This is a genomic window from Actinomyces ruminis (assembly GCF_002154335.2).
GTDB classification, from domain to species: Bacteria; Actinomycetota; Actinomycetes; order Actinomycetales; family Actinomycetaceae; genus Actinomyces; species Actinomyces ruminis.
Genome location: NZ_MTPX02000020.1, coordinates 22,862 through 44,274 on the forward strand (window position 1 = coordinate 22,862; position 21,413 = coordinate 44,274).

The following is a 21,413-nucleotide window of genomic DNA, read 5'->3' on the forward strand; positions in this document are numbered from 1 at the left end:
CCTTCCTCAAGCACTTGATCCCCGAGATGGAGCGGCGCGGCGTTGAGGTCTGCTTCGGCACCATGGAACGCCCGGACGACACCATGGTGGAGAAGGTCCTGGCCGATGCGGAGGTGGGCCCGCACATCCGCGGCGTCGGCTTCCAGTGGGACGGCAAGCGGGCCGCGCCCTTCGTCCACCACAACCACCCGGAGCTGAAGATCTACCAGTCCGAGCAGGAGTGCGGCGACGGCAAGAACGACTGGCGCTACGCCCGCTACGCCTGGACCATGATGCGTCACTACTTCAACAACGGCGCCAGCGTCTACGACTACTGGAACCTGGCCCTGGACGAGGGCGGGGTCTCCCGCTGGGGGTGGAGCCAGAACTCCCTGGTAACCGTGGACCCGGCCACCGGCAGGAGCCGCTTCACCTACGAGTACTACGTGCTGCGGCACCTGTCCGGCTTCGTGCAGCCCGGCGCCCGCTTCGTGCCGACGCTGTCCTACACCGGGTATGAGAACCTGCTGGCCTTCCACAACCCCGACGGCTCAGTGGTGGTGGCCGCCCAGAACGACATGACCATCCCGCAGGAGATCGTGGTGGGCGTGGGCAGCAAGAACGTGTCCTTCACCGCCCCGGCCGACTCGCTGGTGACCGTGGTGGTGCCTGCGGAGCACGTGGAGGTGGCCCCCAAGCCGCTGGCCTGAGCGGCGCGTGGGCGGTAGTGGCGGGCGGGAGCGGCAGATCTTGGCTTGCCATCCGCAGCCTCGTGCCTCGGGCTGCTCCCGCCAGCGCCGGCCACGCCTACGGCCCGCTGCCCCGCCCGCGCTTGCCTGGGCGCTCATTCCACGACCTTGGGGTGTGTTCCACGACCGCCCCGGGGTCGTGGAACATGCACCGGGGTCGTGCAACGCGCGGTGAGCGGCTAGCGGTAGCCGTCCCAGATCGGGGAGGGGAACAGCAGCGCCTCCCAGCGCGCCCACTCCTCGGTCAGGGAGATAGGCGGGCGGCGGAAGAAGCGGATTTGCGCGCCGTCCATCGCCTCGATCGCCATCTCCACCAGCGGCCGCAGCGTTTCCCAGCCGCCCGCCGCCATGACCTCGGGCGGCAGCCGCCAGGTGAAGGTCGAGTAGTAGTCCCACACCTGGTCGGGGCGGTCGATGAAGCGCTCGTGGGCGGGGTGGCGCGGGTCGGTGGCCTCCATGCCGAGCGTCATGTACAGCTCCATCAGCTCCGGGCGGGCCTCGTTGAAGGCCACCAGGTAGCGGAAGTAGGCGGGCAGGCTGATGCCGTCTGGATGGGTGGCGGCCGGGTCGCCGGAGTCGATGAAGTCCTGTGGGGTGCCCTGGCGGTCGTAGCGGTCATCCAGCAGCAGCTCCAGCAGCCCGTCCTTGGTGCCGATGTAGTGCAGTAGCCCCGCCTGGGTGATGCCGACGGCGTCGGCGACCTCCTGCAGCGAAAGCCCGTTGAACCCGTGTTTGGCCACCAGCTCGGTGGCGACCTGAACGATCTGCTCGCGCCGCTCGGCGGCGGTCATGCGGCGGCGTTTAGGTGCGGACGACGGCGGCATGGCCCGATCCTACGGCTCACCCCGCTGAGCTATTGCCGGCTTCGCAGGCGGTTGTTGGCGTAGCGGTGCGTGGCTTCGGCCCGATCTCACAACGGACGCTGACCGCCGTTGACGCTCGCATGCGGAAGTCTTGACCCATGCGCCTGACCGACGACCTCAAGGACCTCGCCTCCGTCTCGGCCTTCCGGACTCTGCTCGGCGTCCGACTGGTGTCCCAGACCGGCGACGGCATGGTCCAGGCGGGCCTGGCCACCCTCTTCTTCTTCCAGCCGCAGAACATGACCACCGCCGCCGGCGTGGCCGCGGCACTGGTGGTCATGCTGCTGCCCTTCAGCGTCGTCGGCCCCTTCACTGGGCCGTTCATCGACCGCTGGCGCCGCCGCCAGACCCTACTGTTTGGCAACCTGGCGCGCGCCGGGGTGATCGCGCTGACCACGCTGGCGCTGCGCGCCTGGGGCATCGGGCCGGCCGTCTATGTGCTCGTGCTGGTGGCGCTGGGCATCAACCGCTTCCTGCTGTCGGTGCTGTCCGCCGGACTGCCGCAGATCATCGACCACCAGCGGCTGCTCACCGCCAACTCGATCGTGCCCACCCTGGGCGGCGCGGCCACCGCCATCGGCGCCGTCATCGGCTTCGTGCTGCGCCTGGCGTTGCCGGCCGGGACCGCCCAGGACACCGCCAGCCTGCTGACCGCCATGGTGCTGTACGTGCTGGCCGCAGGCGTGGTCACCCGGCTCGGCGCCGACCAGCTCGGCCCGGAGCATCCCGCCGCAGCCGGGCTCGGCGCCGCGCTCGCGGCCACGGTCGGCGACCTGGCCAACGCCGTGCGCTACCTGGTGCGTCGCGGCACGCCCGGCCTGGCGCTGACCACCATGGCGCTGCACCGCTTCGTGTACGGCATGCAGGTGATCACCATGATCCTCACCGCCCGCAACCTGCTCGCCGCCCCCGCCGACGCCGACACCGGCCTGGCCATCTTCGGTGTCCTGATGGGCGCCATGATCGCCGGGCACGGCCTGGCGGTGGTGCTCACCCCGATCGCCCACGAGCGTGTGGCGCCGTCGACCTGGATCGTCATGTGTCTGCTCGGTGGCAGCACGGGGCAGCTCATACTCGTGGCCACCCACCAGCAGGTGGCCATGACCGTGGGGATCTTCGTCTTCGGCATCGGTGTGCAGGGCGCCAAGATCGCCGTCGACACCATCGTCCAGGGCGACACCGCCGACGCCTACCGCGGCCGCGCCTTCTCCATCTACGACGTGCTGTTCAACACCGCCGAATGCGTGGCTGCCGGGGTGGCCGTGCTGGTCATGCCCGACGTCGGCTGGTCCCGGCCGGTGCAGGTGGTGCTGGCGGCCTTCGTGTGGTGCGTGGCCCTGACCTACCGGGCCGGTGTGCGGGCGCTGAGCGGCCGCCCCCGTGAGGTGACCGGCCTGCCCGGGCTCGTCTGACGGCGCACGCTCCAGGCGAGGGACGTCAGCGAGGGTGGCTTCGGCGTGACCTTTGCGAGACACTTGCGGGGTGAGGCGCGTATTGGTCACCGGCGCTGGTGGCTACCTTGGATTGAACCTGTTGCCGAGGCTGGTGGCTACGGGCTGGACGGTGCGGGCGTTGGGACCGCACCGCCCGACGACGGAGCACGCGTTGCCGGTCGGGGTCGAGTGGGTTACCGGTTCCGTCCTGGACGAGGAGATTCTTAGCGAGGCGATGGCGGGCTGCGACGCCGTCGTCCACCTCGCCGCCCGCATCACCCTGCGGCGAAGCGACCCCGTGGCCTGGCGGCTGAACACCCGCGGCCCGGCGCTGGTGGCGGCCGAGGCGCGCCGACGCAGTATCCGCCTGGTGCACTGCTCCTCCGTTCACGCCCTGGACTGCTCCAGGGGCGGCGTGATCACCGAGGATGCTCCGCTGTCGGGTGCGGGCCGTCCGCTGTACGACCGCTCCAAGGCCGTGGGGCAGCGGGCAGTGCTGGCGCAGGTCGCCAAGGGACTGGATGCGGTCATCTGCCTGCCCACCGGGATCATCGGGCCCATAGACCATCGGGGCTCGCGGGTGAACGGCTCATCCTCGCCGCCGCAAGAGGCGCTCGGCCGCCGGTGGTGGCCGGAGGCTTCGACTGGGTGGATGTGCGGGACGTCGCCGCCGGCATCGCGGTCGCCCTCGACTGGGGCAGAGCGGGCCGGTCCTACCTGCTGAGCGGCACGCGTGCGCAGATCGTGACCCTGATGTCACTCGGGGCGATCCTGGCGGGGCGGCGGCCGCTGCGCCTGGCGGTTCCGCTGGAATGGGCGCAGCCGCTGGCGCCCTTCGGGGAACTGGTGGGCAGCCGGTTTGGCAGCGACGTCCTCACCCCGGCCTCGTTGAATGCCCTGGCCGACAATCCGGTGGTCTCCAGTGCACGGGCGCGTGCGGAACTCGGCTTCCTACCGCGCCCGCTGGCGATGACCGTGCGAGACCTGCTCGAGTCTGCGGGTATTAAGACCGTCACCTGACACCACCACCGACCTCGGCGTTGGGGTCAACCGAACGCTGCTCTGCCTTGTCGCTATCACACCGGTACTTCACCGTTAGGCTGCGGCCCGTGATCGGTCAGGTCGATTCTCGCCGGACCACGGTCACATTGAACTCCGGCCCGGCTGCCGGCGGCTCCGCGCTCTCAATGGCGCTCAGTGCCAATGCGGCTAGATAGCGCCCCAGGCCGGGGGTATCGATACGCACTGATGACAGCGACGGGACGAATAGCGCGGCCCAGGGGGTGTCATCATGTCCGATAACTGCCAGGTCCTCCGGTACCCGACGGCCCAGGCGCAGAGCGCAACTAGCAATCAGCCCCGCAACATCATCGTTGTAGGCGGCCACAGCCTCCACCCCATCGTCGAGCCAAGCCTGCACCGTTGCGGCGGCGTCGGCAGTATCGACGTCGCGAGTCGCCAAGGGGACCAGGCCGGCCTCGACGGCGGCGATCTCAGCTTGCCTGCGCCGATGAGCGTTGAGATCGGCTAGACGGGGATCTGAGGTACCGGCATAGGCGATCCGGTGGTACCCCCGCTCTATCAGGTGCTGCACCTGGTATTGCGGTCCCTGGGAGAAGCGCAGCAGCTTCTCGGTAGGAGCGGGCTCAGCAACGAGCCTGGCTCCGGCGGCGGTGATGGAGGCTTGCTGCTCGGAGGTCAGGCCGGCCAGGCCCATGACAATGTCAGGGGTGAGGATCTCCCACAGCGGCCGCGTCAGGCTCCCGGGGTGGGGAGTCGTAGTCACCAGCGTGTAGCCCGCACGATCGAGTGTTGACGAGACCTCGTCGAGGTGCGTGCGCATGCTGTGGTCAATGGGCCAGTCCGGCAGCACCAGCAGCACGATGCGACTGCGACCACTCGCCAATGCTCGTGCGGCCTGGTTTGGGCGGTAGCCCAGACGTTGGGCGGCCTCCAGAACCCGTTGCCGGGTGGCCTCGGGGATCGTCTGCCCGGGGGTGTCATTGAGAACATAGCCGACGGTGGCCCGCGACAGCCCCAGGGAACGTGCGACGTCGGCAGCCGTCACGCGTTTGCGGCTATTCATGTGGAATGCACCTCCTGGTCCTGCGTTGCGGGCCACCATCGTAGGGCTACGTTCAGGATGGGGATTGCGAGCTCTCGGCACGCTCTTGGAGTTCCTGGACGATCTGGCCGTACCGGTCATCCAGGTCGTAGAAGCGCATGAGCGCGTACATGCCGATGAGTATCGCCAGCGGCACCCCGATGGAAATCAACAGGATGGCGGTGACGGCCGAATCGGGCTGGGCGGCAGCGGCGCCGTCGTAATGACCTAGGGCCAGGATCCATCCGATGGAGGCCGATCCGATGCCGGTGCCGACCTTGGCTCCGAAGCTACTTGCCGCGTTCGCCATCCCCACCTGTCGCTTACCGAACTTCCACTCGCCGTAGGTGACCGTGTTGTTCACCAACACGCCGCCCACGGCCATGATCGGAATTGTGGACAGGGTGACCAGTGCGCCGAAGCCCAGCAGCGCCCACAACTCGTAGGGAAATACGACGCGTACCAGCGATCCGGCGATTCCTACCAACAGGGCGACGCGCACGGTTTTCGCCGGGCCCAGACGCTTGACCAGCGGGCCGACCGCGGCGAAACCCACGACGACGGGTATCAGGCCGACGGCCCCGAGCAGGGCCATGAGGTCCTCGTCCCCCAGGACCCACTTGACGTAGTAAATGCCCGATCCGCTGCTCAGCGCGTAGATGATGTTGGCCAGCAGCATAACCAGTAGCATGATCACCCAATAACGATTGCCGAATAGCAGTCCAATGCTTTCCAGGAATGGTATGGCATTGTTCCGAGTGCTGGGCGGGTCGGGGTTGCGTTCGGGGTTGGCGAAGAAGGCGGCCAGCAGCCCGATAACAGCCAGCACGGCGAATCCGGTGGCGAACATGACCCACGCCCGCTGGTCCCCGCCCAGCGCATTGGTGATCGGGATGTATCCGATCGACAGGACCATGCCGATGACGTATCCGAAGACGGCACGCGTAATCCCCATCTTCGAGCGCTCCTCCGTTGAGCGGGTGGCGTAGAACAGCATGCTGCCGAAGGGCACAGCGATGGCCGTGTAGACGATGGCACTGGCGAGGATATTGGTGCCCAGCGCGAATCCAAACTTGGTTCCTGCGGAGGCTCCGGCTGGGACTAGGAACAGGGTGATGATCGCAATGAACGTGGGCAGGGCCATCCACAGGAACCAGGGGCGCGCACGGCCCCACCGGCTACGGGTGTGTCCATGATCCAACCCATGCCGAGGTCGGTGAGGGCGTCGACGATCTTTGCGATGAACATGATGGTGCCCGCGGCAGCGGCGGCGATGCCCACCTTGTCAGTGTAGAAGTAGACAATCACGCCCGTCAGACCGCTCAACGAGTTGAGGGCCAAAGAGGTGGCGCCGTCGCCCAGGTAGTTGGGCAGGCGCATCTGCTTCTGTATGCCTTGGGCGTCCCGCCCTAGTGGCCTCTTTGCCATGAGAATCTCCTTGTGGTTCGTTTCGTGGGTTACGGTTATTCGGTGCTGCGCGCCGCGAGCCGGTTAAGGGTGTCTCCGCTGAGGTTGACGCCGGGGAACTGCGCGAACTGCGCCATGGGCATGGTTTCCACCATCTGCAGCAGATGGGCGTTCTCTTCAGCAGCAGCTAACTGCTCTGGGGTGGCGCCTGCGGTCATTGCCTCCTGCAGGAGTGGGCCGACCACGGGATGCTCGAACCAGTCCTTGACGCTGGACTCCAGGGTCAATGCAGGGATGGGGGCGGTGTCGCCTTCAAGTTCAATCTCCTTGGCGGCGATGATCTGATCCGCTGAAATACCCAGCTCCACGGCGTAACGGCCCGGGTCGACGAGCCACCCGTTGGAGTTGACGTCCCAGTGAGCGAAGCGACGGCGCTCCAATGGAAGTTCGACTGTGGTGGACTCTCCGGGACCCAGGTGCACCTTGGTGAAGCCAGCCAGCTCCCGTACCGGTCTGCGAACCGCCGACGGAGCGGGGGCCACGTACACCTGCACCACATCGGAGCCGGTGCGCTCTCCGGTGTTGGTGACTGTGACCCGGGCGAGGGCCGTGTCGGGACCGGTGACCGTGACCTGTAGTGAACGGTCGAAGGTGGTGTAGCTGAGCCCGTAGCCGAAGGGGTAGCGGACCGGCCGTCCCAGCGTGGAGTAGTAGCGGTAGCCAACGAATACCCCTTCGCCGTACCGCGTTACGTCATGCTCTCCGGGGAAGTTGAGGAATGATGGCGTGTCCTCCAGAGCCAGCGGGATCGTCTCGGCGAGCCGACCGGAAGGGTTGACCGCGCCCGTGAGGATGTCGGCGACCGCCATGCCAGCGCCCTGGCCTGCGGTCCAGGTTTCGAGGATGGCGGAGGCCTGGTCGTGCCACTCCTCCATGGTCACCACGCCACCGTTTGACAGTACGACTACGACGGGCCTCACCTCCGCCACGGCCCGGATCAGGGCGATCTGGTCGGCAGGCAGGCGCAGGTCGGTACGGTCGAATCCCTCTGACTGCTCGGAGGTGTCCAGGCCGACGAAGACCACCGCCACCTCGGCGGCGCGGGCGGTGGCAACAGCCTCGGACAGAAGATCGGTATTTGCGCTGGTGCCATAGCCCGGTGCGAAGCTCACGTTGTCGGCTCCCAGGGCGGTGCGCAGCGCCTCCAGCGGAGTATCGACGCGTGTGGGGTTGACCCGGGAGCTTCCGCTTCCCTGGAACTGCGGATGGATCGCGAACTCGCCGATGACCGCTACATGGGTGCCGGCTTCCAGTGGTAGGACGCCGTCGTTGTGCAGCAGTACCATTGACTCGGCGGCCGCTCGTCGGGCCAGGGCGTGATGCGCCTCGATGTCGAAGTCTGCTTTGGGTGTCGCGGTGATGCGCTGCGCTAACCGCCGAAGTCTCTCGACGCCGATCTCGACTGCCTCCCGGTCCAACCTCCCCTCGTGGACCGCGTCCACGATGGCCTGCGTGCTCGCGCCGTCGTTCCCCGGCATATCCAGATCGAGTCCGGCCCGCAGAGCCTCGACACGATCCTTGACGGCTCCCCAGTCGGAGACGACCAGGCCGTCGAAGCCCCACTCCTCACGCAGAATTCCAGTTAACAATCGGTGATTCTCGCTGGAGAACACCCCGTTAATGGCGTTGTAGGAACTCATTACTGTGGTGGGCTGGGCCTGGGTGACGACAATCTCGAAAGCGGCCAGGTACAGCTCGCGCAACGTGCGTTCGTCGACCTCGGCACTGATGGACATGCGGGCGGTCTCCTGGTTGTTGACCGCGAAGTGCTTGAGCGAGGTGCCCACACCGGTGCCTTGGACGCCGCGGACCCAGGCCGCCCCTAATGCGCCGGCCAGCAGCGGGTCCTCTGAGAAGTACTCGAAGTTGCGGCCGCCAAGCGGTGAGCGCTTGATGTTGATCCCGGGACCGAGTAGGACATCCACTCCCAGTGTGCGACACTCCTCACCCAGGGCGCGCCCGATCTCCTCCAGCAACCCGGTGTCGAAGCTGCACGCGGTGGCCGCACCGGTGGGAAAACAGGTGGCGGGCAGGGAGTCCATGATCCCCAGGTGGTCTGCCCCCTCCGCCTGACGGCGGACGCCGTGCGGACCATCGGTCAGCACCAGCGAGCGGATGTCTGCGCTCGCATGGGTCGACCAGAAGTCCTTGCCCGAGAGCAACTCGGCCATTTCGGCCAGCTCCGAGTCGGGGGCGGCCGGCGGGCGGACAGCGTCGGCATGTTCGGGATCGGCCAGTGTGGCCTCGAGGTCCTCCCGGAATCCGTGTGGCGGATGCGGAATGAACTGGAACATGAGATTAAGTGAGATGGTGCCCGCTTGCGGATCATTGGCGTCGATCGGGATGCCCGGTAAATATGCGGCGAGTACCTTCTGGATCGCCGTCCACATGGTCGCGTCGGTCGCGAGTTCGGCCAGCGGCGTATCCATGGAGAAGGCGGGGTGGATCCCGTAGTCCGCGGGCAGCTCGTAGTCCCACTGGTGTTCGCCGGGGCCGACCTGGATGCTGCGGCCCTCAGGGTCGAGGGGGAGGACCACCTCGGCCTGTGCACCAGCCGGCACGGTTACCTCTACGTGCATGGTCCTGTCCTCGATCCGCCACCCCGCGGCGACGGTGCCAAGCACGGTGGTGTGCTCCGCGCGGGCGTGGGTCAGTTCGCCGCCGACGTGCGGTGCAATGCGGATCCGGCTCCATCCCGGAGCCAGGCGCTGAAGGCCGGCTACCGCTTCATATAGCCACGACGCCACCGCACCCAGGGCGTAATGGTTCAGGGAGGTCATGCCGTGGTCGTTGAGTTCGCCGTTGGGCAGGATGGCGTCCCAGCGTTACCAGATCGTCGTCGCCCCCATCGATACCGGGTAAAGGAAGGAGGGGCAGCGGGTCTGGGTCAACAACTGATAGGCGGCCTGCCACTGCTCGGCCTTCGCCAGCGCTGGCAGCACCCATGGTGTACCCGCGAAGCCCGTGGAGATGGTGTATCCAGCCTTGGCGACCAGCTCGGCCAATCGAGCGCCGGCGGTGGGGAGTTGGTCCGCATCCAGAATCTCGAAGCAGATCGCCAGGGCGTACGCGGTGGCCGATTCTCCGGTGATACGACCGGCTGCGGTGATGTGCTCGCGGCGGAAGGCGTCGCGGACCCGTGTCGCCAGGGCCGTGAAGTGTGCGGCATCCTCGGTGTGGCCCAGGATCTCCGCGGCGCGGGCCATTTGCTGGGTGGTGAGGCAGAAGTAGGCACTTGCTACCAGGTGTCGATCGGTCTTGGCGCCGGACGGGTCCTCCTGAGGGGCGTCCGGGTCCAACCAGTCACCGAACTGGAAGCCCGTGCTCCACAGGCCCTGCTCGTCAAGCAGATCCTCCACCTGCCGCGTGAAGGCGGCCATGGAGTCATAGGACTCGGCGAGGATTTCCGGATCGCTGTACTCCTGGTACAGGGTCCACGGCAGGGCGACGGCGACGTCGCTCCACAGGGCGGTGGGTGAGGACGGCGTATCGGTCATGTCGGGCACCACCCACGGCACGAGACCGGTGGTGGCCTGCTCCAGGCGCAGGTCGGCTAGCAGGAGCGTAGGAAGGACTCGGCGTCATGCAGCAGTACCGCGGTTGGAGAGAAGGCATTGATATCGCCGGTCCAACCGAGTCGTTCATCGCGCTGCGGGCAGTCGGTGGGCACCCCCACGAAGTTGCCGCGCATGGACCAGATGGCGTTCTCGTGCAGCCGGTTCAGGAGTTCGTTGGATGAGGTGAACCAGCCGGTGCGAGCCATGGGACTATGGACCACGATGGCGCGGATGTCGGCGCGATCGAGGTCTGCGGGCAGGCCGCTGATCTGGACGTAGCGGAAGCCGTGGAAGGTGAAACGGGGTTCAAAGGTGGTGCGCTCGGGCCCGGCGAGTATCCAACGGTCGGTCGCCTGGGCGGAGCGCAGGGTGCGCACGTCGAGTGAGCCGTCGGCGTGGAGGAGTTCGGCGTGGCGCAGCGTGATGGCGGTGCCCGGCTCGGCTCCGGTCACTGTCAGCCGCACCCATCCGGTAAGGATCTGGCCAAAGTCCACGATGGTCTGCTCGCCGTGGTGCGTGATCGATACGGGCGGGAGTTCATCGGTGCGGGTGATACCCGGCGTGGTGGGGGTCTGCAGCTCGGCATCCCACTCGAAACTCTGTGCCGGGAGCCAGGCGGAGTCGTCGAAGCCCGCCTGATCCCAGCCGGCGGGTTCGAGGGTGGCGTCGAAGGTTTCGCCGTCGTATATGCCGTTGCGGAGGACGCCCCCTGTGCCGACGGTGAAGTCGGGGCCAGAGGCGATCGTCTTGACGTGATCGCCGTAGTCCAGGTCTAACTGCATCCACCCGGCCGGCTGATCGGACCATACATGCGCCCTGCTGTCCCAGCCGAGGCGGCCCACCGCCCAGCCCTGGCCGACGATGGCGCCGACGGCGTTGCGTCCCTGGTGCAGCCGCTCGGTCACGTCATGTGATGAGACGAGGAGGCGGTGGGCATATGACGTCCACCCGGGTGCCAGCACTTCTTCGCCCACGACGGCCCCGTTCAGGTGAGGCTCGATGAGGCCGACGGCAGTGGTGTGCAGGGTCGCCTTGAGCAGACCGGGCTCGACGTCGAATGCGTGGCGTAGGTAGATGGCGGGATCTTCAGGCCCGCCTGCGGGAGTGGGAGAGGTGATGAACTGGGCAACCCAGTTGTCACGTGTAGGCATACTGACTCCTTCGTCATTAGCGCTTGCGCGTGCAAGTAAATGTACTGAAGTCTACTTGCACGCGCAAGTGCTGGGGGTGGTGATCCTTCTAGCGAGCACCCGAGATGGAGGGAGACAGCGTTCTTCTCTGCGAGGTCTTGTCTCACGGCGGTCAATGTCAGATGAGCGTTCCGTGTCCGATACTCAGAGACACCCACCGGGCGAGAGGGGGCCCAGGCGCTCCGCCATGGCGTCACTGATACCGGTCTCGGTGCGTTACAAGTGCCGGTCTCGGCGTGGAGGGTGGTCAGTCCTTTTAGCTGCCTCTTTTAGCTGCCTCTTTCAGCTGTTGCTTCGGCTGTGCAGCCGCGCCCGGCGCAGCAGCTTGCGCAGCTCGTCCACCCACAGCACCAGCGAGGCCATACCGGCGGCCACCGCCCAGTGCGTCAGGTCCAGGCTCGCCGTCGAGAACGCGGCCTGCAGCAGCGGCACCTCCACCACCGCCACCTGCAGCACCACCCCCAGGGCGATCGCCCCCCACAGCCACTTGTTGACCAGCAGGTGGCGGAAGGCGGAGACCGTCTCCGAGCGGGAGTTGACGGTGTTGAACAGCTGCGCGAACACCAGCGTGGTGAAGGCGGCGGTGCGGGCGGTCGTCAGGTCGTCGGTGCTCAGCGAGGTCTCGATCAGCCCGCCGGGCAGGAAGATGTCGAGCGTGCCCAGCGTCACTGCCGCCATGACGGCCCCCACCAGCAGCACCCCGCGCCACATGGCGGCGTCGATGACCCGCTCGTTGGGTCGGCGCGGCGGCCGCCCCATGACGTCCTCCACGCTCGGGTCCACGCCCATGGCCAGCGCCGGGCCGGAGTCGGTGATCAGGTTGATCCACAGGATCTGGGTGGCCACCAGCGGCAGCACCACGCCGGACTCGCTGTGCCCGGCCAGCCCGATCACGCCGGCCAGCACCACGCCGCCGAACACCGTGAGCACCTCACCCATGTTGGACGAGAGCAGGTAGCGCAGGAACTTGCGGATGTTGTCGAAGATTCGCCGCCCCTCGCGGATGGCGGCCACGATGGTGGCGAAGTTATCGTCGGCCAGCACCATGGCGGCGGCCTCCTTGGTCACCTGCGTGCCGGTCACCCCCATGGCCACGCCGATGTCGGCGGCGCGCAGCGCCGGAGCGTCGTTCACGCCGTCGCCGGTCATGGCCACCGTGTGCCCCTGGGCCTTCAGGGCCCCGACGATCCGCAGCTTGTGCTCCGGAGCCACCCGCGCATACACGTTCACCTCCCCGACGGCAGCGGCCAGGGCGGCGTCGTCCATGCCGGACAGTTCCCGGCCCGTCAGCACGCGGGCCCCCGGCGCGGCGATGCCCAGGTCCGCGGCAATGCGCCCCGCGGTGGCCGGATGATCGCCGGTGATCATCAGCACGCGCACCCCGGCCCGGTGCGCCTCGGCGACGGCCGCGGCAGCCTCCGGGCGGGCCGGGTCAATGATTCCGACGACGCCGGCCAGCGTCAGTCCCTGCTCCAGGTGATCGAAGATGCCGTCCGTGCCGGCCGCGGCGACGGCCGCAGCCTCCTCGGCATCCAGATCCCGGTAGGCCACCGCCAGGGTGCGCAGGGCCCGGCCGGACATGTCCGCAATGTGCGCGTTGAACTCCGTCCGCGCCTCCGCGTCCAGCGGCCGGTCGACCGCGCCCACGCGCACCCGGGTGCAGCGTTCCATGAGCACGTCGGGGGCGCCCTTGGCCATCAGGATGGTGGTGCCGTGCTTGGCGTCGGTGTACAGCACGGACATGAGCTTGCGTTCGGAGGTGAAGGGCACCATGCCCACGCGGGTGAAGCGACCCTCCCGGCTGCCCTGCGTGCCGAGCTTGAGCTCGGCCACCAGGAAGGAGCCCTCGGTGGGATCGCCGACGACGCTCCACACGCCGCCGTCCTCATCCAGTTGAGTGTCGGAGGCCATGGCCCCGCCGGACAGGACCACGGTGACCTCCTCGCGCAGCGCGCCCGCGAGCGGCTCGCCGTCGGGGTGCCCGTCGCCGTCCGCGTCGGGGGCGACGCGCCCGTTGGGCTCGTAGCCGACACCGGTGACGACGGTGGCGCCGGAGGCGGTGACCACTTCCTGGATGGTCATCTCCGAACGGGTGAGCGTGCCGGTCTTGTCCGAGCAGATCACGGAGGCCGAGCCCAGGGTCTCCACGCTGGTCAGCTTCTTCACCACGGCCTGGTGCAGCGCCATCCGCTGCACGCCCAGCGCCAGCACCACCGACAGGATGGCGGGCAGCCCCTCGGGCACGGCCGCCACCGCAAGCGACACCCCCAGCAGCAGGGCGTCGATGATGGATTGGGCGCTCCGCTCCGGGGTGAGTGCCAGCAGGGTCGCCACCACCACGACGGCGATCGCCACCACGATCCCGCCCAGCAGCTTGGAAACGCGGGCGATCTCCTGCTCCAAGGGGGTGGCCTCGTCCTCGACGGCGTGGAGCATCTGGGCGATGGCGCCCATCTCGGTGGCGCCGCCCGTGGCCGTGACCACGGCCCACCCCGACCCCTGGGCCACGGAGGTGCCCCGGTAGACCATGGCGGTGCGGTCGGCTAGCTCGGCGTCCGCGGCGACGGCGTCGGCGCGCTTGGAAACGGCGTCGGCCTCACCCGTCAGGGAGGACTCGATGACCCGCAGAGAGGCGGCCGACAGCAGCCGGGCATCGGCGCCCACCTGATCGCCCTCGCCCAGGATCAGCACGTCCCCGACCACCAGCTCCGCGGAGGGGACGACGACGCGCGCCCCGTCCCGCAGCACCGTGGAGGAGGCCTGCGTCATGGCGGACAGGGCGGCCACCGCGTCGGCGGCCTTGTTCTCCTGCACGAAGCCGAGGACGGCGTTGAGCGTGATTACCGCGAGGATCACCAGGCGTCCACGGGCACACCGTGCGCGCCCTCCAGCACCCAGCGACCGTGGAAATCACGATGGCCAGGATGAGCAGGTAGACCAGCGGGTCGGCGAACTGAGCGAGGAAGCGGCGCCAGGCCGGCACCGGCGGCTTGTGCGGCAGCTCGTTGGGGCCGTCTGAGGCCAGTCGGGCCGCGGCGTCGGCGGAGCTCAGGCCGGTGTGTGCGTCGGTTCCCAGTGCCGTGGCGACCTCCTCGCCCGGGAGCGACCAGGGCGCGACAGGCGGTGTGGTAGGGACGGTCATCTGTGCGGTCACACGCATATCCCACCAGCGTCGAGGCCCGACGTCGAGGCGCGTTCGCCGCTAGCGCCGCGCCCCCCGTTTTCGGTCGGAATCCACCACCGTTTCAGTGTTCTTCGAGGGTGGAGCGGGAGGGTGGGCGCCGTATGTGACCCATTCGGCGCCGACGCGTAGAGAATTGCGGGACAATAGACGCATCTGACAGTTCCAACGGTAGCCCGAGGCCGCCTCGGCGTGATGTGATGAACCTGGATCAAGCTGCGGACAGGAATGAGGAGCGCATGGCAGACTCCGCGAATCAGGCGGCGCCCGCCCCACGGGGCGCAAACTTGCCCAGGCGGCCAGCGCCGGGCATGTGACCAAGGGGCGTAAGAGCAGGAACTCGAAGACCCCCAAGGGCAGTAAGCGCCCTGCGGGCCGCGAGAACAAGCAGGCCGACGTTACGGCGTCGGGTCGCGTCGGCGGATCAACTACCCGCGGGCCGGCAAGGGACCGATCCACCGCTGGCTGCCCAGCTGGCGGTTCGTGCTGGGCACCTTCCTGTTCCTGATCGTACTGGCCGTGACCGGCTTCGCCATCGCCTACGCCATGATCAAGGTGCCCGAGCCCAGGGAGTTCGCGCAGGCGCAGACCACCACGGTCTACTACGCCGACGGCACCACCGTGATGGGCGAGTTCGCGGAGGTGGATCGCACCATCATTGACACTTCCGCGCTGCCCGATTACGTGGGCAATGCGGTGGTGGCATCCGAGGACCGTAGCTTCTACTCCAACAACGGCATTGACCCCAAGGGCATTGTCCGCGCCTTCGTCAACAACATGCGCGGTGGCGCCCTGCAAGGCGCTTCCACTCTGACGCAGCAATACATCAAGAACTACTACGTAGACACCACCAGCTCCTACTCCGGCAAGTTCAAACAGGCGATCATGGCCATCAAGATCGACCGGGAGATGAGCAAGCAGGAGATCCTGGACTCCTACCTCAACACCGTCTACTTCGGTCGCGGTGCCTATGGCATTGAGGCCGCCTCCGAGGCCTTCTACGGTCACCCGGCCTCCGAGCTGACGGTGTCCGAGTCGGCGCTGCTGGCCGGCATCCTGCCCTCCCCGAGCAACTGGGATCCCGCCCTCGATCAGGACAAGGCCACCGAGCGCTGGCAGCGCGTCCTGGACTACATGCTCGAGGACGGCTACATCACTCAGGATGAGTACGACGCCGCCGAGTTCCCCGAGACAATCGCCACGCAGACGGAGGAGACCTACGGCGGCTCCACCGGCTACCTGCTGCAAATGGTGCGTAACGAGCTGGAGTCCGACGCCGGCATGGACGGCGAGGACATCGATACCGGCGGCTACAAGATCGTCACCACGATCGACAAGACCGACCAGGACGCCGCTGTCGCTGCCGTCCAGAACCTGCCCGAGGGGGCCTCGCCGAACCTGCGGGTGGCCCTGGTGTCCATCGACTCCTCCACCGGCGGCATCCTCGCCCTGTACGGCGGCGAGGACTATCTGACCAACCAGGTCAACTCCGCCACCAACGCCGTCGCCCAGGCCGGCTCCACCTTCAAGCCCTTCGCAATGGTGGCCGCCTTGGAGAACGGGGATACGCTCGCCAACGGTTACAACGGTGACTCGCCCATGACCATCGATGGGGCCACCTTCCAGAACTACCAGAATGTCTCCTACGGCTGGTCCGACCTGGTCAAGGCGACCACCTATTCGATCAACACCGTCTACCTGCAACTGAACCGGGACGTCGGCCCGGACGTGACCAATGAGGTGGCGGTGCGTGCCGGCTACCCGGAGGACACCATGGGCTTGGACGCCTACGTTCAGAACGTGCTCGGCTCGGCGTCTCCGCACACGATCGACATCGCTACCGCCTACGCGACCTTCTCCGCGCAGGGCACCCGCCACGACACCCACATCGTCGACACGGTAACCAACGCCGCCGGTTCGGTTGCCTACACCGGCCCCACGGATGGGGAGAAGGTCTTCTCCGACGACGTGATGGCCGATGCCACCTACGCGATGCAGCAGGTGGTCAACTCCGGTTCCGGTACGACGGCGCTGGCGCTCGGCCGCCCCGTGGCCGCGAAGACCGGCTCCTCCTCGGACAATAAGTCCGCCCAGTTCGCCGGTTACACCCCGCAGATCGCCACCGCCGTCACCCTGTACCAGACCGGCGAGGACGGCTCGGAGGAATCGATCACGCCCTGGGGGTACTACAGCGAGATCACCGGCTCCACCTACCCGGCGGACATCTTCACCGAGTACATGGCCACCGCGCTCGCGGACCTGCCGGTCGAGTACTTCCCCGAGCGGACCGCCGCCTCCTATTACGCCGGCGGCCTGTACGGCACCCCGGCCCCGGTCGTGTCTACGAACAACGACACCGGCACCGTCCAGGAGGCCACCGAGGCGCCCGTCGTGGAGGAAACCGAGGAAGCTCCTGCCACCCAGCAGCCCGAGGAGAACCCCGCGACCGTCCAGCCGGATGAGGACGGGGACGAGAACTCGTACAACAACGGCGGCAATGACAACTCCGGAACCCCCAATGACACCCCCGGGACCGGCGGCGACTCAGATGACTCGGGTGATGACTTAGATGATTCTGGAGGGGGTTCCGGCGACTCCGGAGGCAACATCGGCGGTGGCGGCCCCGGCGGTGGCGGCCCCGGCGGCCAGTAGTTCCGCTGCTCCCGGCCGTGCGGCGCGTGGCGCACCGCACGGCCGGGAACGTCTTCGTCGTCTTTCGGCCTTGCGGCGCCCTCGGGTATGGTGGCCGACGGACTGCGTGCCCGTGTACGCACCCGCGTATGCGGCAACGCGGTCGAACGCATCACCCTCCTGTCACGGAAAGACCGTGACCGCTTCAGACCAGAGGAGGTGGGTACAAAGTATGCGTCATTACGAGATCATGATCATCCTCGCACCCGAGACGGACGAGCGCACCATCGCTCCCACGCTCGAGAAGATGCTGCAGGTTGTCCCCAACAACGGGGGCACCGTGGACAAGACAGACATCTGGGGCAAGCGCCGCCTCGCGTATGACATCAAGAAGAAGTCCGAGGGCATCTACGTGGTAGTCGACATGACCACCACGCCGGAGATCGCCCAGGAGCTCGACCGTCAGCTCGGCCTGAACGAGTCGGTGCTGCGCACCAAGCTGCTGCGCCCCGAGGCCTGAGCGCGAACCGGAACGGAGACAAGCAATGGCCGGCGATACCGTCATCACGATTATCGGGAATCTGACTGCGGACCCCGAGATGCGTTTCACGCCCTCGGGGGCGGCGGTCGCCTCCTTCACGATCGCCTCCACTCCGCGCAGCTTCAACCGGCAGTCGGGCCAGTGGGAGGACGGGGAGACCCTGTTCATGCGCTGCTCGATCTGGCGTGACGCCGCGGAGAACGTGGCCGAGTCGCTGACCAAGGGCACGCGCGTGATCGCGCAGGGCCGCCTGCAGCAGCGTTCCTACACCACCCGTGAGGGCGAGAACCGCACGGTGGTGGAGATGCAGGTCGATGAGATCGGCCCCTCACTCCGGTACGCCAAGGCGCAGGTCACCCGTCAGCCTCGTGGGGGCGGTCAGGGTGGCTTCAACCAGGGCGGCCAGGGTGGCGGCTACAACGCCGGCCAGCAGCAGGGCGGTTATCAAGGTGGCCAGGGCGGCTATCAGGCTCCCAGGGTGGCCAGGGCGGTTACAGCCAGGGCGGCCAGCAGGGCAGCTACAACGCCCCACAGGGCGGCGCCGCGGACGATCCCTGGGCCACCGGCGGAACCACCAGCTTCGGCGACGAGCCCCCGTTCTGATCCAGCCAGCATCTGATCCAATATCGGAAAACGCGGCATGCGCCGCGTCGTCATACGCCCGGCCCGACCGGGTGCACGGGCGCCCTCCGGCGCCCACCACAATCTCGCAATAGACCCACGGGCCCATTCGGCGCCCGAACCAAGGAGTACCACCATGGCGAAGCCTCAGCTTCGTAAGCCCAAGAAGAAGATTGCCCCGGTGAAGGCCATCAAGGTCGGCACCATTGACTACAAGGACACCGCCACGCTGCGGAAGTTCATCTCCGACCGTGGCAAGATCCGCGCCCGCCGCGTCACCGGCGTCTCCGTGCAGGACCAGCGCAAGATCGCCAAGGCCATTAAGAACGCCCGCGAGATGGCCCTGCTGCCCTACACGAGCTCTGCCCGCTGATAGGAGGCGCAACAACATGACCACCAAGCTCATTCTCACGCACGACGTGACCAACCTCGGTGCCGCCGGGGAGGTCGTTGAGGTCAAGGACGGCTACGCCCGCAACTACCTCCTGCCCCGCAAGCTCGCCACCCCATGGACCAAGGGCGCGCAGCGCCAGATCGACCAGATGGCCGAGGCCCGCCGCAAGCGCGCCATCGACTCCCTGGAGCAGGCTCAGGAGGCCCGCGCCTGGCTGTCCAGCAACGTCATCACGGTGACCGCCTCCGCCGGCGACAACGGTCGTCTGTTCGGCTCCGTCACCACGGCGCAGCTGGCCGACGGCGTCAAGGAGGCCGGCGGCCCCGCCATCGACCGCCGCAAGATCGAGGTCGTGCCCCCGATCAAGTCCACCGGGCGTCACAGCGCCTCGGTGCGCCTGCACCCCGACGTCGTCGCCCCCCTCGAGGTCAACGTCGTCGCGGCCCGCTGAACCGGGTAGCAACCGACTAGACGCGTGGCCGACGCACCCAGAGTGCGTCGGCCACGTCTTTGAGGACGGCGGCGCGCCGGATGGAGCGTCGTACCCGTGCCCGTGTGTAGCGTTTCCGATTTAAGGGCGTGGGGCTGGCGAGGCCGGTTTACGGGTAAGGGCGTGATGGTGTGTGGGTGGCCTCGGGCCTGACGCTTCGGCACTTGGCTACGACGGTTCGTGCTTTCTGGTGGCGGTTCGTACCTCGGGGTGCCGAATCGTCAGGCGAAGGTACGAAGCGTCGTACTGAAGGTACGAACCGTCGGGCAAGAGCACGAACCGTCAGGTCCGCCAGCCTCCTGCCCCGCCCGGGGTGGGCAATGTGTGCTGCCGGTGGCTGCGTGCTCGCTGCGGAAGTCGTTACGTCCTACGATCGCGGCTGTATGCGAGTCGTTGTAGCAAAAACGATGGCTCCGTGCCTTGCCGGTCAGTGCCGCCAGGCGTCGCTGCGGGCCCGTAGGCCGGTCACCAAGCACGCGCCCCCATGAACACCCACGCGAAGGCCACCCACAGCCACACCAGACCGACGGTTCCGGCCGCGGACCAGCCCCGGGCTACGACGACGGTGAGCGGCAGGTAGGGCACCAGCGTCGCCATCTGGGCGCCCGCCAGGTAGCGGCCGTCGCCGGCACCCATGAGCACGCCGTCGAACAGGAAGACCGCACCCGCCAGCGGCATGGCGGAGGCCGCCACCAGCAGGGCCGGCCGCGCGGCCGCGACCACCGCGGTCTCGGAGCTGAACAGGTACGGCAGCCACGGGCTGGCAGCGGCCACCACGACGCCGATCGCCGCCCCCGCGGCCACGCCCCAGGCCAGACACCGGCGCAGTACCGCGTCGACCGTGGGCCCGGTCGCCGGCTCCGCCCGGGCGCCTCGGCACGGCCCAGCGCCGTGCCCACCAGCGCCTGCGCGGCGATGGCGAGCGCATCCAAGGCGAAGGCGGTGAAGCTCCACAGCGAGTTGACCACCTGGTGGGCGCGAGCGCCGTCGGCCCCAGGGCGGTGGCCGCCCAAACGGTGGCCAGAATCGCCGCCCGCAGCGACACCGTGCGCACCAGCAGCGGCGCCCCGGAGCCCAGCGAGGCGCGCAGCCCCGCTGCGCGCGGAGACAGCGGCACGCCGGCTGCACGTGCCGCACTCACCACGGGCCACAGCAGAGCCACCGCCATGGCGGTCTGGGCGATGGCGGTGCCCAGACCCGAGCCGGCGATCCCCATACGTACCCCGTACAGCAGCGTCGCATTCACGGCCGCATTGCCGACCGCGCCCGCGCTGGCCACCACAAAGGGTGTGCGCGTATCCAACAGGCCCCGCAGCGTGCCGGTGGCGGCGTATACCACCAGCATGCCCGGCAGCCCGGGGGCAGAGGCGCGCAGGTAGGCGATCGCCTCCACCGCGACGGCGCGTCGGCCCCCATGACGCCCACCGCCCACGGTGCGCCGCCGGCGAGCAGTAGCGCCGCCACCAGCCCCAACAGTGCCGCCAGCCAGGCGCCGTCGACACCCGCCTGCAGACCGCCGACCCGGTCGCCGGCGCCGAAACGGCGAGCGGTGGTGGCCGTGGTCGCGTAGGCCAGGAAGACGAACAGGCCGACGATCGTGGTCAGCAGGCTCGAAGCGAGTGAGAGGCCCGCGAGGCTGTCGGGGCCCAGGTGCCCGACCATCGCCGAGTCGATCAGCACGAACAGCGGCTCGGCGACCAGCGCCCCCAGGGCCGGGACCGCCAGGGACAGGATCTGCCGGTTCAAGGAAACCGCGGGCGGGCCGACGCTTGCGGGCGCGACGTCGGAACTTGAGGCTGGGGCTGAAATGTCGGACACGAGGTACTCCGGGGGGATTGGGCGGGCCAGTGTCTCACGTCCGGCCGGAGGCAGGCCAGGCGCAGCCGAAACGCGAACATCCGGGGCGCTGGAGGTTGGCTGGGCCGTCCCTCAGGTCGAGGTTGAGGTTCATCCACAGGAATACCCACTTATCCACAGATTTTGATCTCGGTTTGATGCAGGTGAGTTGTGGCTTGTTATCAGCGCCGCTCAGAGGCGAGATTACGGCGAGTTTCGGGGGTTTCGGCACCGTCTGGGGCGCTGCGTCCCGGTGACGCTCCACATCCGCTGCGGCGCGTCGCCCACAGGCAGACGGGGGTTATCCACACCCTGCACGCGGTTGCCCACAGCCTGCAAGGGATTGGCGTTTGCGGCGGCCCCGCCTGCCCGCTAGT

At 67.9% G+C, this 21,413-nt stretch carries 12 protein-coding genes and 5 pseudogenes; 9 read left to right on the top strand and 8 right to left on the bottom strand.

Annotated elements, in window-relative coordinates; translation table 11 throughout:
* The first annotated feature begins 14 nt into the window (after nt 1-14).
* Nucleotides 15-689 carry a glycoside hydrolase family 30 beta sandwich domain-containing protein gene (locus tag BW737_RS03150; protein ID WP_086615316.1) on the top strand — a complete coding sequence of 225 codons (675 nt, stop codon included), beginning with the start codon at nt 15-17 and terminating at the stop codon, nt 687-689.
* A gap of 218 nt (nt 690-907) precedes the next feature.
* Here BW737_RS03150 and BW737_RS03155 read toward each other — a convergent pair whose 3' ends face one another.
* Entirely contained in the window at nt 908-1,552 is a 645-nt protein-coding gene (locus BW737_RS03155) for a TetR/AcrR family transcriptional regulator (protein WP_086615315.1), read from the bottom strand.
* A gap of 137 nt (nt 1,553-1,689) precedes the next feature.
* Between BW737_RS03155 and BW737_RS03160 the strand changes: the two genes are divergently transcribed.
* From BW737_RS03160 to BW737_RS03170, 3 genes are all read left to right on the top strand, one after another.
* The gene (locus BW737_RS03160) at nt 1,690-3,003 is read left to right on the top strand and encodes an MFS transporter (RefSeq protein ID WP_086615314.1); all 1,314 of its coding nucleotides are present in this window, start codon (nt 1,690-1,692) and stop codon (nt 3,001-3,003) included.
* 70 nt (nt 3,004-3,073) lie between these two features.
* On the top strand, nt 3,074-3,748 hold the full coding sequence (locus BW737_RS03165; RefSeq protein ID WP_180272031.1) for an NAD-dependent epimerase/dehydratase family protein: 675 nt from the start codon (nt 3,074-3,076) through the stop codon (nt 3,746-3,748).
* Nucleotides 3,749-3,777: 29 nt separating this feature from the next.
* Nucleotides 3,778-4,044 (top strand): Rossmann-fold NAD(P)-binding domain-containing protein, encoded by a 267-nt coding sequence (locus tag BW737_RS03170; protein ID WP_143233243.1) that lies wholly within the window; start codon nt 3,778-3,780, stop codon nt 4,042-4,044.
* A 97-nt stretch (nt 4,045-4,141) separates the two neighbouring features.
* Here the strand turns inward: BW737_RS03170 and BW737_RS03175 are convergent, their stop codons facing one another.
* The 6 genes and pseudogenes from BW737_RS03175 to BW737_RS17565 form a co-directional block, all read right to left on the bottom strand.
* Nucleotides 4,142-5,110: a LacI family DNA-binding transcriptional regulator gene (locus tag BW737_RS03175; protein WP_218961763.1), complete on the bottom strand. Its 969-nt coding sequence runs from the start codon at nt 5,108-5,110 to the stop codon at nt 4,142-4,144.
* Nucleotides 5,111-5,162: 52 nt separating this feature from the next.
* Nucleotides 5,163-6,556, bottom strand: a pseudogene (locus tag BW737_RS03180) (MFS transporter).
* 35 nt (nt 6,557-6,591) lie between these two features.
* Complete coding sequence (locus BW737_RS03190) at nt 6,592-9,375, bottom strand: glycoside hydrolase family 3 C-terminal domain-containing protein (RefSeq protein ID WP_218961764.1); 2,784 nt, start codon at nt 9,373-9,375, stop codon at nt 6,592-6,594.
* A gap of 45 nt (nt 9,376-9,420) precedes the next feature.
* A pseudogene (locus tag BW737_RS17560) lies at nt 9,421-11,303 on the bottom strand (family 78 glycoside hydrolase catalytic domain).
* A gap of 321 nt (nt 11,304-11,624) precedes the next feature.
* Nucleotides 11,625-14,198 carry a cation-translocating P-type ATPase gene (locus BW737_RS03200; RefSeq protein ID WP_257210419.1) on the bottom strand — a complete coding sequence of 858 codons (2,574 nt, stop codon included), beginning with the start codon at nt 14,196-14,198 and terminating at the stop codon, nt 11,625-11,627.
* 109 nt (nt 14,199-14,307) lie between these two features.
* Nucleotides 14,308-14,502: pseudogene (locus BW737_RS17565) on the bottom strand (cation-transporting P-type ATPase); the annotation flags it as partial.
* A gap of 504 nt (nt 14,503-15,006) precedes the next feature.
* Here BW737_RS17565 and BW737_RS03205 point away from each other — a divergent pair.
* The 5 genes and pseudogenes from BW737_RS03205 to rplI all read left to right on the top strand — a co-directional run bounded on the left by BW737_RS03205 (nt 15,007) and on the right by rplI (nt 19,161).
* Nucleotides 15,007-17,175: a transglycosylase domain-containing protein gene (locus BW737_RS03205; protein WP_338063843.1), complete on the top strand. Its 2,169-nt coding sequence runs from the start codon at nt 15,007-15,009 to the stop codon at nt 17,173-17,175.
* Between the two features lie 211 nt (nt 17,176-17,386).
* Nucleotides 17,387-17,674, top strand: a complete 288-nt coding sequence (gene rpsF, locus BW737_RS03210) for a 30S ribosomal protein S6 (protein ID WP_073333348.1) — start codon at nt 17,387-17,389, stop codon at nt 17,672-17,674.
* Nucleotides 17,675-17,699: 25 nt separating this feature from the next.
* A pseudogene (locus BW737_RS03215) lies at nt 17,700-18,298 on the top strand (single-stranded DNA-binding protein).
* A gap of 154 nt (nt 18,299-18,452) precedes the next feature.
* Complete coding sequence (gene rpsR / locus BW737_RS03220) at nt 18,453-18,689, top strand: 30S ribosomal protein S18 (protein ID WP_073333345.1); 237 nt, start codon at nt 18,453-18,455, stop codon at nt 18,687-18,689.
* A gap of 16 nt (nt 18,690-18,705) precedes the next feature.
* Nucleotides 18,706-19,161: a 50S ribosomal protein L9 gene (gene rplI, locus BW737_RS03225; RefSeq protein ID WP_086615307.1), complete on the top strand. Its 456-nt coding sequence runs from the start codon at nt 18,706-18,708 to the stop codon at nt 19,159-19,161.
* Nucleotides 19,162-19,627: 466 nt separating this feature from the next.
* Here the strand turns inward: rplI and BW737_RS03230 are convergent.
* A pseudogene (locus tag BW737_RS03230) lies at nt 19,628-21,009 on the bottom strand (MATE family efflux transporter).
* Nucleotides 21,010-21,413 lie beyond the last annotated feature (404 nt).

Bases quoted from the DNA above. Each gene is read 5' to 3' on its own strand.
- BW737_RS03155 (WP_086615315.1), bottom strand. From the start codon at position 1,552: ATGCCGCCGTCGTCCGCACCTAAACGCCGCCGCATGACCGCCGCCGAG.
- BW737_RS03160 (WP_086615314.1), top strand. From the start codon at position 1,690: ATGCGCCTGACCGACGACCTCAAGGACCTCGCCTCCGTCTCGGCCTTC.
- rpsR (WP_073333345.1), top strand. From the start codon at position 18,453: ATGGCGAAGCCTCAGCTTCGTAAGCCCAAGAAGAAGATTGCCCCGGTG.
- rpsF (WP_073333348.1), top strand. From the start codon at position 17,387: ATGCGTCATTACGAGATCATGATCATCCTCGCACCCGAGACGGACGAG.
- BW737_RS03175 (WP_218961763.1), bottom strand. From the start codon at position 5,110: ATGAATAGCCGCAAACGCGTGACGGCTGCCGACGTCGCACGTTCCCTG.
- rplI (WP_086615307.1), top strand. From the start codon at position 18,706: ATGACCACCAAGCTCATTCTCACGCACGACGTGACCAACCTCGGTGCC.
- BW737_RS03170 (WP_143233243.1), top strand. From the start codon at position 3,778: ATGTCACTCGGGGCGATCCTGGCGGGGCGGCGGCCGCTGCGCCTGGCG.
- BW737_RS03190 (WP_218961764.1), bottom strand. From the start codon at position 9,375: ATGACCTCCCTGAACCATTACGCCCTGGGTGCGGTGGCGTCGTGGCTA.